Source organism: Pedobacter metabolipauper, from assembly GCF_004362715.1.
Taxonomy (GTDB): Bacteria; Bacteroidota; Bacteroidia; order Sphingobacteriales; family Sphingobacteriaceae; genus Pedobacter; species Pedobacter metabolipauper.
In genome coordinates this window covers 982,269-998,583 of record NZ_SNYC01000003.1, presented here as the reverse complement: position 1 = coordinate 998,583, position 16,315 = coordinate 982,269, and the positions used below count along the sequence as shown (strand labels likewise).

Sequence of the window (16,315 nt, the reverse complement as noted above, 5' to 3'; positions counted from 1 at the left end):
TGAATAGAATGCATGATATGAACGATCAACTTTTCGGATTAGGCTTTCCTTTCCCTGTAGTAATCAGGTTTTGCAGGCTGGTATTGATATAATCAGTCCAGGCATTCCTGCAAATTTCAAAACATTCATATTCCGGAACCAAACCTAAGTGCGTAAAGTGCAGTTGTGTTTTATTGTCCTTCTCCGTGATTTCAAATATAATTTTTGTACCGATCCATTCAGTCTTATCAACCGTAAAATTAAAATGATTGTCGGTAACCAGCCACACTACCTTCTTGTTGGGAATGAGTTCTGCCATTTTCATGGTACAAGAATGAACGTCTTTATAATGATACTTAAACTCAGCATCGGGATGCTCTGTATCGCCTTCAATTTCTTCAGACCACCAACCACGAATGTTTGTAACCGCATCAAATACTTCTTTAGCACTATTACTCACTATAAAAGAGGTGTTATAATCTTTTGAATCCATGGCAGCTTTCTTTTCAATTTCTTTATCCAGTACATTCGGATTGCCTTTCCCCGTTGTAATTAAAGGCATTAAACTATTTTGCAAATATTGCCCCCAGCCTTGTATGCAGTCTTTATAACATTCAACCTCCGGGGTTAGTCCCTGATGGGTAAAGCGTATTTGTGTCTTATTACCCACTTTAGAAATATCAAAAATTATCCTGGTACCCGTCCATTCAGTTTTGTTCTTAAGAAAGCTTAGATGACTTGCTGTAACCAGCCAAACTATTTTTTTACCGGGCACCAACTCTACCAATTTCTGCTTAGAGTAATGTACATCGCCAAACCGGACCTCAAATTCATCGTTAACCGCTTGAGCATGCCCCTTAAAATCTTCAGACCACCACAATGGCACATTATTAATCGCATTAAATACTTCAGCTGGAGTTTGATCAACCAGTAGTGTTGTTGTATAATCAGATGTTTTCATAGCTATATTTTTAGAATTGTTATTATTACAGGGAACCAGAATGGAAATATTTAAAAGTAAATACACAAAGGATTTTGTCATGGCAGTTGGCTTTTTTAAATTATTGAATTACAAAGTTAATGTCTAAATATTGTCTATTGAGGTGTGAAATAGACATTATGATGGGTTGATATGGACAAGTCAATTCGTTAACTTTACAAAAAAGATCATTAGTAAACTATTGACCCTGAACACTCAACATAAATTATTTAAAGATGAAACATCTTACCATATTAGTGCCCAATGGAGAGAACAACCTCAGCAGTATAGTAGGTGCCTATAAGATACTAACCCGGGCCAATCAATATTGGCAGGCAGGCGGTAAGCCGCAGGTATTTAATATACAGCTGGCTGGAAGTTGCGAAAATATAGAATTTTATGACGGCCTGTTTAGTGTAAAGCCACACACCAACATTACGGCTTTGAAAAAAACAGACCTTATAATCATACCTTCACTAAACCATAATTATGAGCAAGCGGTTAAAGAAAATCAAGCACTGATAAGCTGGATTGAGCAGCAGTATAAAAATGGAGCCGAGATAGCAAGCGTGTGTACAGGTGCATATCTTCTGGCATCAACCGGATTGTTAGATGGCAAAAGCTGTTCAACACACTGGGCAGCTGCCGATAATTTCAGGGCGATGTTTCCTAATGTAAATTTACAAACGGATAAACTGATCACCGACGAAAACGGGATCTATACAAATGGCGGAGCGTATTCTTTCCTGAACCTGCTCATCTACCTGGTAGAAAAATATTATGACCGGCAGACTGCTATTTACTGTTCTAAAGTTTTTCAGATTGAGATGGACAGGCAAAGCCAACAGGAGTTTATAATTTTTAAAGGTCAGAAGCAGCATAATGATGACATGGTTAAAGAAGCGCAGCAATATATTGAAGGCAACCTGCATGAAAAAATAGCCATAGAACATTTGTCGGCCAGGTTTGCCGTAGGCAGACGCAATTTCGACAGGAGGTTTATCAAAGCAACAGGCAATACACCACTCGAATATTTGCAGCGGGCAAAAGTAGAGTGGGCAAAGCGGGCGTTTGAAACCAACCGTAAAACAATTAATGAAGTAATGTACGAAGTAGGGTATTCAGATGTGAAAGCATTTCGCGAAGTGTTTAGAAAAGTTACCGGAATAAGCCCCTTAGAATACAAGGGCAAGTATAACAGAAATGCATAGGTTAAAGCGACAGATCAGCACAATTTAAAAATGTATGCCTGGTATGACACAATACTAAAATAATTATGGATATTTTTGCCACGAAATACAATTCCATATTGAAAACAGATCTATTTCTTGTTACACCTCCATTTACCCAACTGAATACGCCTTATCCAGCAACGGCATATATCAAAGGATTTTTGAATACTAAGAATATTTCTTCAACTCAGGCAGATTTAGGAATTGAAGTGATCCTGGCCTTGTTTTCCAGAAAAGGTTTGGAAGAACTTTTCTTTCATGTGGAGGAGCTGGCTCACCAAACAAAAAGTGCAAATGCAAAACGGATCTTTGCTTTAAAAGATGAGTACATCAAAACCATTGATGCGGTTATCGCTTTTTTGCAAGGCAAGAACCCAACCTTAGCTTTACAAATTTGTCAGGAGGATTATTTACCGGAAGCATCAAGGTTTTCGCAATTGGAAGAGTTAGATTGGGCATTTGGTTCAATGGGGACCCAAGACAAGGGTAAACATTTAGCCACACTCTATCTGGAGGATATTTCGGATTTTATCATTGAATGTGTTGACCCGAATTTTGGTTTTAGCCGGTATGCCGAAAGATTAGGTAGGAGTGCAAATTCATTTGATGAACTTTATGAGGCTTTAAATCAGGGATACACCTATATGGATAAGATCCTGATTAAAATTCTGGAAGCCAAAATTGCTGTTATTCAACCTAAGCTGCTCATCATTTCTGTTCCCTTTCCGGGGAATTTATATGCCGCTTTCCGATGTGCACAATGTGTAAAACGAACTTATCCTGACATTAAAATATCAATGGGCGGTGGTTTTGCCAATACAGAACTACGTTCTGTTTCTGATCAGCGTGTATTCGAATTCTTTGATTACATCTCGTTAGATGATGGAGAATTGCCTATTGAACTGATCTATAATTCAATCGTAAATAAAGGAGCATTTAACCTGTATAAAAGAACTTTTTTACTGGAAAATGGAGTAGTTACCTATAAAAATGATGCATTAAGAAGTGACTACAAACAGTCTGATGTAGGAACGCCGGATTATAGTGATCTACAACTGGATCAATATATTTCGGTGATAGAAATTGTAAATCCAATGCATCGGATGTGGAGTGATGGCCGTTGGAACAAATTGACAATGGCCCATGGCTGTTATTGGGGAAAATGTACATTTTGTGATATTTCTTTAGATTACATCAAGGTATATGAGCCTGTTGCGGCTAGATTGATTGTAGACCGGATTGAAGAGCTAAGTGAAAAAACGGGGCAGAATGGCTTTCACTTTGTAGATGAGGCTGCACCACCAGCCCTGATGCGTGAAGTAGCACTGGAGATCCTGAGACGAAAAATTACGGTAAGCTGGTGGACAAACATTCGGTTTGAGAAAAGCTTTACCAGAGACCTGTGTATGCTGCTTAAAGCATCAGGTTGTATTGCCATTTCTGGTGGTTTAGAAGTTGCATCAGATAGGTTATTGAAGCTAATTGACAAAGGGGTATCGGTTGAACAAGTAGCCCGGGTTACCCGCAATTTTACAGAAGCAGGAATACTGGTTCATGCATATTTAATGTATGGTTACCCATCACAGACCATTCAGGAGACGGTAGACAGTCTGGAAATGGTGAGACAATTGTTTGAAGCAGGTATTTTACAATCCGGCTTCTGGCACCAGTTTGCAATGACGGCGCATAGCCCTGTCGGCATGTATCCGGAAAGATTTGGTGTGGTTAAAGAGACTGAAGTTATCGGGACTTTTGCCAATAATGACATCAACTATACCGATAAAACCGGAATAGACCATAATAAGTTCAGCTTTGGTTTAAAGAAATCGCTTTTTAACTTTATGCATGGCATTTGCTTCGATTATAAATTGCAGGAGTGGTTTGATTTTAAGATCCCGAAAGTAACGGTTCCTTCAGATTTTATTGAAAAAGCGATAACGGAAGAAAGTAAGTTCGACACTAAATCAACTGCTAAAGTGGTTTGGTTAGGAGGGAAGCCGGATACAACAAGTTTTGCTAAGCATAAAAAAGGTTCATCTTTCGAAATGATGGTTTTAACTTTTTATGATAAAAAGGAAACCTTTACCATCCAGACCAATAAGAACGAAGGAGAATGGCTGTGTTCAATCTTACAAAAAATAACAGTTTCCAATACGCAGGTTTACACCTTTCAAGAAATTAAAGCTGATTTTGAAACTACAATGGAACATTTTGAATTGTTCTGGTATTCAAAACCCATTTATACATTAAGAGATTTTGGGCTGCTGGTTCTATAACCATTTTACTCTTTCAGGCTTTCAACCAAAATTTTGATGTTATTAATCACAGATTTAGGATCATCCCAATGAACATAATGACCTGAATTGGTAAGATAAATAAGAGTCCCGCCTTTATTTGATGCGTACATCAGTTTTTTCCAACGTTCTATGTTAGCGTTGTTTTTTATGTGAAAAAAAGCTTCCTGGTCAAAATCTTTGCTTCTTTGCTCAGGAGGAACTTCAAATTTTCCGCCAACAAAAAAGTAAATCGGGACATTAGGCAATGGCAATTTGGAGATTTCGGCAAAATCTGTTATTCTCAAATCATTTAAAACCAGCCTTTCGCTCCAGGGTCCAAAATTTAGTGAATCAACTTTCTGCTTTTGCTGGTAAAGACGAGTATATAACATATCGTCAATTTTCTTTTCAGGAACACCCATCGTTCTAAAAATGGCATTCCAGTCATTTTTGGTTTCTGTAAAATCAGCAGGATCAATAAAAACCAAACCCGAAACTTCATTGGGATAAAGGCCTGCAAAACTCCGGATATAAACCCCTCCAAGTGAATGTCCGACCAATATATATGGAGGTGCTATTTTTAAAACTTTTAGAAGATCATGGAGATTTTCAGCTACAAATTTCGTGGTAGGCATTTTGAAAATTTTATCAGTTTTGCCTACGCCAGCACGGTCGTAAGCAAGAACAGGAGCAAAAGATGATACCTGGTCAGTTATTTTTTTCCAGTTCCCCAAATCAACCCCCATACCATTTTCAAAAATGATAACAGGTGCATTTTCTCTCCTGTTTTCAAATCCCTTTACAAGAACATGGTAATTACTTCCATTTACATTTACTAACTTTTCTTGTCCAAAGGCCACGGATGAAAGCGCAAACAGATATAAAATGAAAACTATCTTCATCGTTGTATAGAATTATATAAGCGGTTAACTGTACTACTATATTATGCCTGTTAATCCTTTAAATTGCTCTTTTTCAATATAGATACAAATATAAAAGTATTTTTAAATTAGAATAGCCCCGAAAATGTTATCTGATAGGTTATATACATCGGATGTTATGAAACAGATAATTTCACTATTTTTACTTTATGCAAGACACCGAATCATTGCTCAATCTTTGTACGCAAAACCATAAACTTATCTTTACCAGTCGAACTAAAAGCGATGCGTAAAAAAACGACTTCCATTCCTGTAAATTATTTTGATGACGGACATAACTTAGGCATTGCCGTAGAAAGACTATTGCCCGAAGATTTAATTATATTCAAGGAAGCAAAACAAGCACACCGGCATGACTTTCATTCCTTCTTCTTCCTTGAAAAAGGATCAGTCTCCATTGAAATTGATTTTAAAAGACATCACATTGAGTCGCCGTCTGTCATCTATATGCATCCCAACCAGGTACATCTTATATTGGCATCTAAAAATGTAACGGTTAGCAGCTGTGCAATCAATAATGAAAATCTGAATCCTGAATATCTGAAATTGCTGGAAGGCATTACACCTGCAAAGCCGCTATTCCTGGAAAAGGAAACGTTTTCCATTATTTCCGAAGCAGTATCACTTTGCATAAATTTCTTTGAAAGTAAGCATCGCAAACTATATCATTCCATACTAAAAGACAGTTGCAATGCATTGGTGGCGTTAGTTATTTCACAATATATGGAACGGTCAGAATCAGCAGCTAAGCCATCACGATTTGAAATGGTTACCAAAATTTTCAATGAAACACTGGAACGTAACTACAGCAAAGTAAAAAGTCCTGCAGCGTATGCAGAAAAACTGAATATATCTACCGCTTACCTGAACGAATGTGTGAAAAACACCACAGGTTACTCCGTTTCACATCACGTACAGCAGCGCATTATTTTAGAAGCAAAACGCTTGCTTTATCATTCCGATAAATCAGTAAAGGAAATAGCAACTGAATTGGGCTTTGATGATTATCCATATTTTTCTCGGGTGTTTACCAAAGTAGCAGGGATAACTGCGTTGGCTTTCCGAAGCAAAAACCACGATTAGTCCAATACTTACCCTTTTTTGCCATTGGTCATCTTTCTCAGTAGGTGCAACTTGCAGCGTCAAATTTAATTTGTCTAACAAGTAAAAAAACTGTGTAAAATGGAATCAATAAAAGAAAAAAAAGTACTTATATCAGGAGCAAGCTTTGCCGGACTTTCAACTGCCTATTGGACCAATAAAATGGGCTGCAAAGTTACGGTAGTTGAAATTGGAAGCCACCTTAAAATGGGTGGTTCACCTGTTGATATTAAAGGAAATACAGTCGATATTGTAAAGCGAATGGGACTTTTTGAGCAGATAAAAACCAATAGATTAAACCTGGAATCAACGGAATTTAAAAACACTGACGATGTTACTGAGAGTATTACGATCTTAAAACAGTCAGGCGAAGAGCTGCCAGACAATGAGTTTGAGATTGAACGGGACACGCTGTTGAATATGTTATTTGATACCGTTAAGAACGATGTTGAATTTATCTTCAACAACAGCATCACAGCCCTAAATGAAACAAAAGACCACATTGAAGTTACTTTTAAAGATGGTTCAAAAGACATATATGACCTGGTGCTTGGTTGTGATGGCATACATTCTGCAGTTAGAAAAATCTGGTTTGGGAGCGAAGCAGAATACTCACATTTTCTTGGACAATATTTCTTTATAACTATTGTGAATAAGTCGCTGATCAAGCAAAATACATTTCAAATGTATGGCGTACCAAACAAAGGAGTGATGCTCAATGCTTACAACAATAAAACAGATATCGTGCTTTCTTTCCGTTCAGAGCACGAAATTCCTTACGATTATCGTGATAAAGAGGAGCAAAAGAAAATTATTATAGAACAGTTTGCCGGGCAAGGCTGGAGAACTGCAGAATTGTTGGAAGAAGTAAGGCATTCCAAAACCTTTTACTTCGATAAATTCTGTCAGATAAAAATGCCCTCGTGGACAAAAGGCAGGGTAGCCCTGGTGGGCGATGCAGGCTATTGTGCATCGCCGGCAGCAGGTATGGGTGGTTCATTAGCCATAATCGGTGCAACAGCACTGGCAGATGCCTTAGAAAAACATCAGGGCAACTATGAATTAGCCTTTGAGGAGTATAACAAAGAACTGCGTCCTTTTATAGAAGAAGTTCAGGCAGGGGCCGTAAATATGTTAGAATTTCTTCTTCCACGAACTGAAGAAGAAGTTCGTAGAAGAAACACAGAAGGATTTGGCTTTTAGCAATTAATTCTTAATCCTATTCTGCTCGCTTTGCGCACTTCCACCGTTCTTTTTCTTTTCCTGTTTATTCTTGCTGCCAAAATTGTATGAAAATCCCGCTGTTACCATTCTGGTATCAAAATCATTGCGGTATTCGGCAGCTGCCCCGGAAACATTAGTGATACTTCCACTGGAAATGTTCCTGCGGAAAAGGTCAGATACTGCCAGTTTTAAGGAAGCATTATTTTGCAGGATTTTTTTCTGTAGCCCAACGCTGATTTGGCTTTTGCTATCCAGTTCAAACTGTCCAACGGTTCTGCCTGAAATATAGAACGCGCTCAGGTCAGCACCCCAGGTATCAGACAACTTAAACTGCTGACCAGACTCCAGGTAGAAATAGGTTGTAGATGTATGGAGATAACCACCGATGAGTTGTCCGCTAAACTTCAGGTTCACCACCTCACTGTAAATGTTTCCGTCCCACCATGGAGCAGGTCTGATCACAGCATTCGCATTGACACCTTTGGTGATTTTTTTGCCAAGGTTGGCAGGTGTGCTGATGAAGATACCATTTAGCTGGTTCAACGTCTCCGTTTGAAAGTCCTGATAATGGTTGTAGAATGCAGTTGCAGAAAAAAATCCCTTATGGCGCCAGGATAGTTCATAATTAGTGGTCGTCTGCGGGCGCAGCAAAGGATTGCCGGAAGAATAGGTGTACTTGTCAATCAGGTAAATAAAAGGATTCAGGTCTTTATAATACGGACGGTCAATTCGTCTGCCAAAGGAGAAGTTCAGTGAATTGATTCCTGCTGAATCCAGCTTATAGGATAGGTAAGCAGTCGGAAACAGGTTCAGATACGTTTGGTTAAATGCAGAGTCTGGATTTATAAGATTACCGCTTTGAAGTCCTTTAACACGGGTATGCTCCAGGCGTAGCCCGGCCTGGAAGGCAAATCTGTTCATTTCTTTGCTAAAATTCAGGTAGCCGGCATTGATCTGCTCTTTGTACCTGAAGCGGTTGGTTTTGTCATAATCAACCGCATTAATGCCATCCACTACATTGAAATAATTCGCCAGGTTATCCGTATTTACATAGCTGGTTTTGGCACCGGTTTCCAGTTTTGTCTTGCCGCTTAAAAGATGGGTGTAGTCGCTTTTAAGCGAATAGATCTGAATTTTGGCAGGCAGGTTAGTTAAGGTAGTCTCCTTGTTTTTTAAACTGCCGTCCCGTAGAAAAATACTGTTCATAAAGGCTTGATTGTTCCTGGCATTATAGGTGATGTGGTCGGCATCTATGGTAAGCAACCGGCCTGTGCTGTCTGGTATTGTAGAGAAACTGAGGTTGATCCCCGCATTATTAAACCTGCTTGTGGCAGTATTGTCGGCAATAATATTAGAATCCAATGCACCAAATGGGTTATATAGTGCTGTATTTACCGGACTGCTGTAATGGCCAGGGGATAGTGAACCACTTAATACCATGCCGAACGTAGTCTTGGGCGAAAGGTAATAATCCAGGCCCAGTTTGCCATTACCATTATTGGTTACCGGTCTGAAGTAGGCCAGCTGCTGGTAAGAATTTAAGACTGTACCATCGTTGTCAAAGTAATTACGCCGAAGGTTGAGTGTTTTATTCGTTTTGGAAAAGCTGTAGCCCAGGTTCGCAAATACATTGACCTTGCCTGTAAAATAGTTCAGGCTCAGGCTTTCAGTGTTGCGCCAGTAACCGGTCTTTCCCAGGCTGCTGGTAAGCGTGCCATTTAATCCCGGGGTTTTTTCTTTTTTGGTTTTAATGTTAATCACACCGGCAGTGCCATTGGCTTCGTATTTGGCTGGTGGGTTACTCATCAGTTCAATCTCCTCCAGCTGCGCTGCAGAAATGGATTTAAGGTAACTGGCCAGGTTATCGCCAGAAAGATAGGTCGGTTTGCTGTCAATCAGGATCGTAACGCCAGATTTGCCCATAAAGCTAATATTGCCGTTCTGATCAACAATTACACCAGGTGATTTTTCCAGAACTTCCAGTGCGTTGACACCTGTGTTTGAAACCATGGCGCCAACGTTAACTACCGTGCGGTCAATCTTATGCTGGATCATTGGCTTTTTGCCCATGATCTTTATCTCTTTAAGTTTTACGGTGTCTTTTTTTGTGGTGTCCTGGGCATTCGCTGATCCAAAAATCAGGGCAAAGCAGATCCATATGGCCAAAACAGCCATGAATTTTGTATTCATTGTTTAAAGATTAAAAGTGTGGGATTAGATAGGAAGCCGTTATTGGCGCTTATGGAGATAGATGTCGCCTTGCATGTTGGTAATGGTTATTTCCTGGCCGCCGCCATTAACTTTTGCGATAAGGCTGCCTGCAATTTTAGCCTGATACCAGCCATTTTTGTTTCTGATCAGTTTGGTTTTTGAATCCCCTGCCAGGTTAAAATCTGAAGAAACTATACCCTGATCTGATTTGATTGTGAAATTGGCTTTAGCAGAAGTGGGAAAGGAGAGGTCAATGTTGCCGATTAGTGTAGAGAATGCCATTGGTGCTTTTCCATTGACATATTTAAATGTTGCGGTGATGTTTCCGTTAACAGTAGTGGCCATAGCCGAACCAGATATGTTTTTCAGTGTCACTGGCCCATTTGCACTGTTCACTACAATCTCGCCGGTTATTCCATCTACATTGACATTGCCTTTTTCACTTAATGAGAGGTTTAGACTGGTGTTGTTTCTGGGCAGGCTAACTTCGATATTAAGCATCTGCTTCTGTTTCAGCTGACTAATAAATACTTCGTTGCTGTTTTCCGTTATTCTGAGCAACTTGCCTTTATTAACGTTGATGCCAACTGGCCCGCTGTTAACGTTCACGTTAACATTGGTGTTGGTATTGATGTTTACGTTTTGATTTTTCCCCATACCAGTATTGTCATTCGTAGCGGGCGCAGGCAATGCGGTAATGCGAAGGTCTTTGCCTTCATGTGTACTAATATTGACTGAGCCGCCTGCCAGGTTCATATTCAGTTTGAATGGTTTTCCGGGACTGCTGAGCAATACATTCAGCTGATCAAAGTTCTTGCTCTGCGCCATCAGCACCGCAGGAAAAACTGCGAGGATGAATATGATCCAGGTTTTGATTGGTCTTGTTTTCATCAGATTATAAGTTTATCAATGGTGTGTTCTATTTTTATCCTTACCGCATTGTTCAGCGCTTCCTGCTCCAGCAATTTTTTAAATGGTGTTACTGATCTCTTTTCCTGGAGCCTCATCATGAGGTTAGCCATAGCCACCTGCACAAGCGGGCTTTCCTGGCCAATAATCGACTTAATCAAGCCTGCCCGCACTTCAGGCTGATCGCTAAATTTAGCCAGTGCATCCAGTGTAACCAGCCTAACGTTGACATTAGGATCTCCATTGAGTGTGCTGAGCAGGACAGCGATAACCTGCCGGTCGGCACCATCCATTTCTCCCGTATAGTTTACCGCCCGCAGGCGTTCAGTAGGCGAAGGGTTTTCCAGTAACGAAACCACCATCATTTTGCGCATCTCATCTACCTGGTTAGCCAGTACGGCCAGCTTTTCAGTTTCATCAGTTTTAATTGCTTCATTCTGGCTTAGCGAATAGCCTATAGCCATACTAAAGGCAATCAGTATCAAGCTGTAAGCGAGCTGTGCCTGCATACGATAGTTGAAAATGGATATTGTTCCTGTCCAAAGTTCCATCCAGTAGCTTCGTTTATTTAGTTGAGTTTGTTTATAATGATCCAACATTCCCTGGAAACGTATCTCCATATCAGAACCGGGCTCAGGTGTCTTCAGGCCGTCAAGCAGGTTCCACATTTGCTGATCATCCAGTTCATCTTTATTTTCTTTTTCTCCGCTCATAGCAGTCTGTTTTTCTTGTAAATGTTCTTTAATTCATTAATCGCCCTGTGCACTCTTACTTTAACCGTTCCTTCGCCAATGTTGAGGATCAGGGCAATGTCCTGATATTTAAGTTCCTGAAATTTGCTGAGCGTCAGTATTTCACGCGCTTCATCATTTAATAGTTCCATCGCCCTGTATAATTCCTGCTGTGCCTGTGTCTTTTCCAACTGATCGCTTGCTGTTTTTCCATCACTCAAATTTTCTGTCAGCCGGTCCATCTTGTCCGATACCGGAGCAGGCGGCCGCTTTTTTGCACGGTCTTTAAGCACATTTCTTGCAATGTGAAACATCCAGGTTTGGAAAGCGCCGGTTCCGGTATAACTACGCCGATATTTAAGCATCCGGTAAAAAATATTCTGGACCATATCTTCACTATCACCTTTGTCGTGGGTCATGTGATAAAGGAATCCATACAGTGCGCGGTAATGACGCTTAAACAATAAGCTCATTTTGTCAAGGTCTCCTTCCTTCACCAATTGCATCAGCTGGTTATCATTCAGATCGGTCAAGTGTATTGGTTTTTGTTTATATGAAAGGAAACTTTGAGAAATGAAAATAGTTACCAGTAAGTTAGGTTATTTTTTATAAACGTTTAGTTTTAACGTATTTGTGCTTCTTATGCAACGAATGGGCCGGGAAGGTGTCTTTTATCATGAACCACCAACTAAACTATGATGATAAGAAACATTACAGCACTTTTCTTTTTGCTAAACTTTGTGTTTTATAGCGCCCAGGCCCAGCAGACTAAGAAAGTTAAAATGAGCGATAGCGTCTCCACGGAAGACAAATTATACGGTCTGTCAACGCTTTGGAAAGAGTCTGCCTATAATTTTGTCTGGTTTGATAAGTTTCCTGGATTAAACTGGGACAGTGTTTATCGTGCATATATCCCGAAAGTTCTAAAAGCTTCAAATGTCTTCGAAGTGAATAGGGTATTTACCAGATTTTTGGAAGAGCTTAAGGACGGACATACCGCAGTGTGGACAAACCAGGGCTTTTGGGATGAAATAGATCAGCCACCTGTATCCTTAACACGTTTTGAAGGAAAACTTTTGGTATCTAAACTGGATTCAAACCTTAAGGCCCAACTGCCGGTAAAGAGTGAGGTTTTAAAGATCAATGATCGCGAGGCAAATGAGTTTCTAAAAAATGATTCATGGCTCGGCTTCAGGGGAACTGAGGTAAAATTACTTTACAAAACCCCAGATGGTAAGGAAAAGATAATTGTGGTCAGGAGAAATCTCAATGAGTTGTTTAAACAGGGAGGTTTTAAATATTTTCCTTCATCGCCAACCTCAGCAACACCAAAATTCGCTTACCGTAAGCTTAAAGAGAATATTTCCTATGTTCAGATCAATACCTTCTCAGATGCTGCAGTAATAGATAGCTTTAAAAACGTGATGCCCATACTGAAACAAAATAGGGCATTGATCCTGGATCTACGTAATAATGGGGGTGGCAACAGCGATTATGCGTTGGAAATTGCAAAAGTCATTACGGATAAGTCTTATCTCGTTGGTCCTTCCTGGCGTACCAGAATCCATAATGCTGCAAATAAAGCATGGGGATCTTTTGACAAGATAAAAAGCAAAACCCCGGAATATAAGTATAAGGATTATATGGAAATGAATGCCTGGGAATATCATCCGGGAGATACGGTAGCGGCCAGTCCGGCAGTATCCAGATTAAATCTGCCTGTAGTGATCCTGACTTCTAAAAACACCTATTCCGCTGCAGAAGATTTCCTGATTTATTTGTTGGGAAGTAAAAATATAATCCGCATAGGACAAGCCAGCGCAGGTAGTTCCGGACAGCCTTTGCGGGTAGAACTGCCTCTGGACATGACAGCCAGGATCTGTGCTAAACGAGATATGCTTCCCGATGGCACTGATTATATAGGTTTAGGCATACAGCCAGATATCCAGGTGCCGGCAAAACCGGTCTTTTCTACCGATGTCAGGGATAAGGAATTGCTGGCTGCAATGGATTACATCAAGGGCATAAAATAGAAAGGCATAATTTATTTCAATTAAACGACTGCCGAAACTCCAGTGGTGATTGCCGGGTTTTGCTTTTGAACAATTTACTGAACGATTGTGAATGTTCAAATCCAAGCTCATAGGCGATTTCGCTAACGGACAATTCGGTTGTAGATAATTTCTCTTTGGCTTTTTCAATCAACTTGTCATGTATGTGTTGCTGTGTAGTTTGCCCTGTAAGCTGTTTAAGCAAACTGCTTAAGTATTTGGTCGAGATGTTTATCGCATCAGCAACATATTGAACCGATGGCAACCCTTTTGAAAGCAGATCCTCCTGATCAAAATAGTTTGTCAACACGTCCTCCAGGCGGTTCAGGATTTTGCTATTGGTTATTTTTCTGGTGATAAATTGGCGCTGGTAAAATCGTTCCGAATAATTCAATAAGGTTTCAATGTGTGAGATGATGATGTTCTGGCTAAAATTATCGATGTTGGAATGATATTCCTGTTTGATGTTTTCAACAATTCCATTGATGATCGCTTCTTCTTTATCAGAAAGGAAAAGTGCTTCGCTGGTGGAGTAATTGAAAAAATCGTACTGTTTAATTTTCCTGGCAAGCGGTGTGTTCCATAAAAAATCGGGATGTATAAACAGCATCCAGCCTTCAAGTTTCTGGGACACACCGCTTTCCTCTTTCCGTAAAATCTGGCCTGGAGCCATAAAAGCCATTAAGCCCTCATCGAAATCGTATTTCTGCTGTCCATACAAAAGCTTGTCGCAACCTCTTTTTAGCGAAACCACATAAAAATCAAATATAACTGCATTTATATCCCGATCATTTTTCATCCCCGTCAAATCAATAATTCCGATCAGCGGATGCTGTGGCTTTGGAAGTGCCATCAAACGGTGTAATTCCGCTATAGATTTTATTCTGTATGGTTTGGTGTTTGCCATTGTACAAAGTTAGTTTTAAAACTTAAATGGATACTTCAACCAGATCAATAGCAGCGGCATAGCAAGAAACGGGATTTCTATCAAAGTCATTTTATAGTTTCCGGCATTTAAAGATAATGCCATGATCAAAACAATAGTAATGGCGTTCAATACATTGCTGAAGAAAAATGTTTGTGGAAAAAACAGCATCAATCCCACAATGATGGAAAACACGCCAAAATACGGCATCACTGTTTTGGTGATGCCCAAATCTGTCATCATTTTTGCCTGCTCAGCATTGGCAGGTTGAAAAGCGTCCCATCCATGCTTCAGGCTAAGAAATGCCGAAATGGATAGTAATAGCATACTAAGTATTTTCATCATGAGTTTTATGGTTTTTGAATATAGTTATTTCTGTATATAGTTGATGCACCCATTTTTGCAGCTTGCGCCAATAGGAATTTTGGAGCAATCCTGCTCATCATGCGGATAATCTTAGCCAGTCCGGGGAAGATCTCATCCTTATCTTTCTGCATTCCGCGGATGGCCGCATCTACTACTTTTTCTGGTGTCATTAAGGCTAAGGCACTAAAGCCGTCTTCGTTCACGAATTTATCATTCAATGGAGTAGAAGCACCAGGAGCAACCAACTCAATCACTTTGATGTTGGTTTTCTTTAATTGAACCCTCAAAGATTGGGTATAAGATCGAAGTCCGGATTTACTTGCGCCGTAAATTGGTGAAATTGGAAGTGCCATAAAGGCAATACCCGACGTAACATTCAGTATGGTGGCTGAGGATTGCTTTTTCAAGTGGGGAAGAAACTGCTGCACCATCCGGATAGGGCCTATCAGGTTAATTTCAATTTCACGTGTAAGATCAGTTATATCTTGATTTTCATTAAGGCTAATCTTCCGCATTTCCCCAGCATTGTTAATCAGGATATTCAGGTCAGGAAATTGCTGGGTAACCTGATCGTACAAATTGATGATGTCTTCAACTTTGCTTACATCGCTGCATACAGTATGTACCTGCGGAAGCCTGCGTTTTACATCCGCTAATTTTTCGGCATTTCTACCGGTAATGATCACGGTGTTTCCCAATGCAATCAGTTTATTTGCAAACACAAAGCCGAAACCGCCTGTTCCGCCAGTAATCAAAATGGTATTATTTTGTAAGTTCATTTTTCTGATGTTTTGTAACAACAAATGTCAGCATCAGCCAGACAAGAGATGTAACCAAAAGTCGCAGTGTTGTAGTTGAAAAGCTGATGTTTGCTGGCGTGTATCCGTTAGCAATTGAATTTTGTAATACAAGGCTTGATTCTTCACCATTTTGTGTTAATCCTCTTTTATAACTTTGCTACCGAAATACAACGAAAATGAGGAATCCAATACCTACAGAATATGTTTCCCGCAAAGCTGAGATCCTGGCCCGGTTCAAGCAGGTTTTAGAGGATCATCTTGATGATTTTATGGCAGGTCGAATAGAAAAAATGCATGAAATTAAGGAGATTGCCAATATCATGGGCCTGCATCCCGTCCATTTGAGTAAAGTGATCAAACTGGAAACAGGTCATCATGCCTGTTATTTCTACGAGCAAAGAATCTTACTGGAGGCTAAAAAGTTACTGGCTGATACTACTTTACCTATCGGGATGATTGCCCACAGGCTGGATTATGACGTTTCAAATTTCACCAAGTTTTTTAAAAGGTTCACGGGGATTACGCCATCATCGTTCAGAAAGTCTATAGCCAATCATTCTGAATAAACATCTGGCAGATATTTCAACTAA

15 protein-coding genes are annotated in these 16,315 nt (G+C 39.9%); 6 read left to right on the top strand and 9 right to left on the bottom strand.

Annotated elements, in window-relative coordinates; genetic code table 11:
• Positions 1 to 25: 25 nt before the first annotated feature.
• Positions 26 to 940, bottom strand: coding sequence for an SRPBCC family protein (locus tag ATK78_RS22965; RefSeq protein ID WP_133574795.1), 915 nt, complete (start codon positions 938 to 940; stop codon positions 26 to 28).
• Positions 941 to 1,194: 254 nt separating this feature from the next.
• Here ATK78_RS22965 and ATK78_RS04240 point away from each other — a divergent pair, with 254 nt between their 5' ends.
• Together ATK78_RS04240 and ATK78_RS04235 are read left to right on the top strand one after the other, a co-directional pair.
• Complete coding sequence (locus tag ATK78_RS04240) at positions 1,195 to 2,169, top strand: GlxA family transcriptional regulator (RefSeq protein WP_133574794.1); 975 nt, start codon at positions 1,195 to 1,197, stop codon at positions 2,167 to 2,169.
• A 65-nt stretch (positions 2,170 to 2,234) separates the two neighbouring features.
• Positions 2,235 to 4,466 (top strand): B12-binding domain-containing radical SAM protein, encoded by a 2,232-nt coding sequence (locus ATK78_RS04235; RefSeq protein ID WP_208112296.1) that lies wholly within the window; start codon positions 2,235 to 2,237, stop codon positions 4,464 to 4,466.
• 5 nt (positions 4,467 to 4,471) lie between these two features.
• Here the strand turns inward: ATK78_RS04235 and ATK78_RS04230 are convergent, their stop codons facing one another.
• Positions 4,472 to 5,368 (bottom strand): alpha/beta fold hydrolase, encoded by an 897-nt coding sequence (locus tag ATK78_RS04230; RefSeq protein ID WP_133574793.1) that lies wholly within the window; start codon positions 5,366 to 5,368, stop codon positions 4,472 to 4,474.
• A 264-nt stretch (positions 5,369 to 5,632) separates the two neighbouring features.
• On the opposite strand from ATK78_RS04230, the gene ATK78_RS04225 reads away from it, so the two are divergent.
• Both ATK78_RS04225 and ATK78_RS04220 read left to right on the top strand, forming a co-directional pair.
• Entirely contained in the window at positions 5,633 to 6,490 is an 858-nt protein-coding gene (locus ATK78_RS04225) for a helix-turn-helix domain-containing protein (RefSeq protein ID WP_133574792.1), read from the top strand.
• A gap of 99 nt (positions 6,491 to 6,589) precedes the next feature.
• Positions 6,590 to 7,711: an FAD-dependent monooxygenase gene (locus tag ATK78_RS04220; protein ID WP_133574791.1), complete on the top strand. Its 1,122-nt coding sequence runs from the start codon at positions 6,590 to 6,592 to the stop codon at positions 7,709 to 7,711.
• A 3-nt stretch (positions 7,712 to 7,714) separates the two neighbouring features.
• Here ATK78_RS04220 and ATK78_RS04215 read toward each other — a convergent pair whose 3' ends face one another.
• The 4 genes from ATK78_RS04215 to ATK78_RS04200 are packed head-to-tail and all read right to left on the bottom strand — an operon-like array spanning position 7,715 to position 12,116.
• A complete protein-coding gene (locus ATK78_RS04215; RefSeq protein ID WP_133574790.1) occupies positions 7,715 to 9,922 on the bottom strand; it encodes an outer membrane beta-barrel family protein in 2,208 nt (735 codons plus the stop codon).
• 39 nt (positions 9,923 to 9,961) lie between these two features.
• A complete protein-coding gene (locus ATK78_RS04210) occupies positions 9,962 to 10,834 on the bottom strand; it encodes a DUF4097 family beta strand repeat-containing protein (RefSeq protein ID WP_133574789.1) in 873 nt (290 codons plus the stop codon).
• Complete coding sequence (locus ATK78_RS04205) at positions 10,834 to 11,565, bottom strand: HEAT repeat domain-containing protein (protein WP_133574788.1); 732 nt, start codon at positions 11,563 to 11,565, stop codon at positions 10,834 to 10,836. Before ATK78_RS04205 ends, ATK78_RS04210 begins: the two co-directional genes overlap by 1 nt.
• A complete protein-coding gene (locus ATK78_RS04200; protein WP_208112295.1) occupies positions 11,562 to 12,116 on the bottom strand; it encodes an RNA polymerase sigma factor in 555 nt (184 codons plus the stop codon). The genes ATK78_RS04205 and ATK78_RS04200 overlap by 4 nt, the downstream gene beginning before the upstream one ends.
• A gap of 162 nt (positions 12,117 to 12,278) precedes the next feature.
• Between ATK78_RS04200 and ATK78_RS04195 the strand changes: the two genes are divergently transcribed.
• Entirely contained in the window at positions 12,279 to 13,616 is a 1,338-nt protein-coding gene (locus tag ATK78_RS04195; RefSeq protein ID WP_133574787.1) for a S41 family peptidase, read from the top strand.
• Between the two features lie 16 nt (positions 13,617 to 13,632).
• On the opposite strand, the gene ATK78_RS04190 is transcribed toward ATK78_RS04195, so the two are convergent.
• The 3 genes from ATK78_RS04190 to ATK78_RS04180 are packed head-to-tail and all read right to left on the bottom strand — an operon-like array spanning position 13,633 to position 15,704.
• A complete protein-coding gene (locus ATK78_RS04190) occupies positions 13,633 to 14,541 on the bottom strand; it encodes a helix-turn-helix domain-containing protein (RefSeq protein ID WP_133574786.1) in 909 nt (302 codons plus the stop codon).
• A gap of 15 nt (positions 14,542 to 14,556) precedes the next feature.
• Complete coding sequence (locus tag ATK78_RS04185; protein ID WP_208112294.1) at positions 14,557 to 14,904, bottom strand: hypothetical protein; 348 nt, start codon at positions 14,902 to 14,904, stop codon at positions 14,557 to 14,559.
• A 5-nt stretch (positions 14,905 to 14,909) separates the two neighbouring features.
• On the bottom strand, positions 14,910 to 15,704 hold the full coding sequence (locus ATK78_RS04180) for an SDR family oxidoreductase (protein WP_133574785.1): 795 nt from the start codon (positions 15,702 to 15,704) through the stop codon (positions 14,910 to 14,912).
• A 197-nt stretch (positions 15,705 to 15,901) separates the two neighbouring features.
• Here ATK78_RS04180 and ATK78_RS04175 point away from each other — a divergent pair, with 197 nt between their 5' ends.
• Positions 15,902 to 16,291 (top strand): helix-turn-helix domain-containing protein, encoded by a 390-nt coding sequence (locus tag ATK78_RS04175; protein WP_133574784.1) that lies wholly within the window; start codon positions 15,902 to 15,904, stop codon positions 16,289 to 16,291.
• The last annotated feature ends 24 nt before the right edge of the window (positions 16,292 to 16,315 follow it).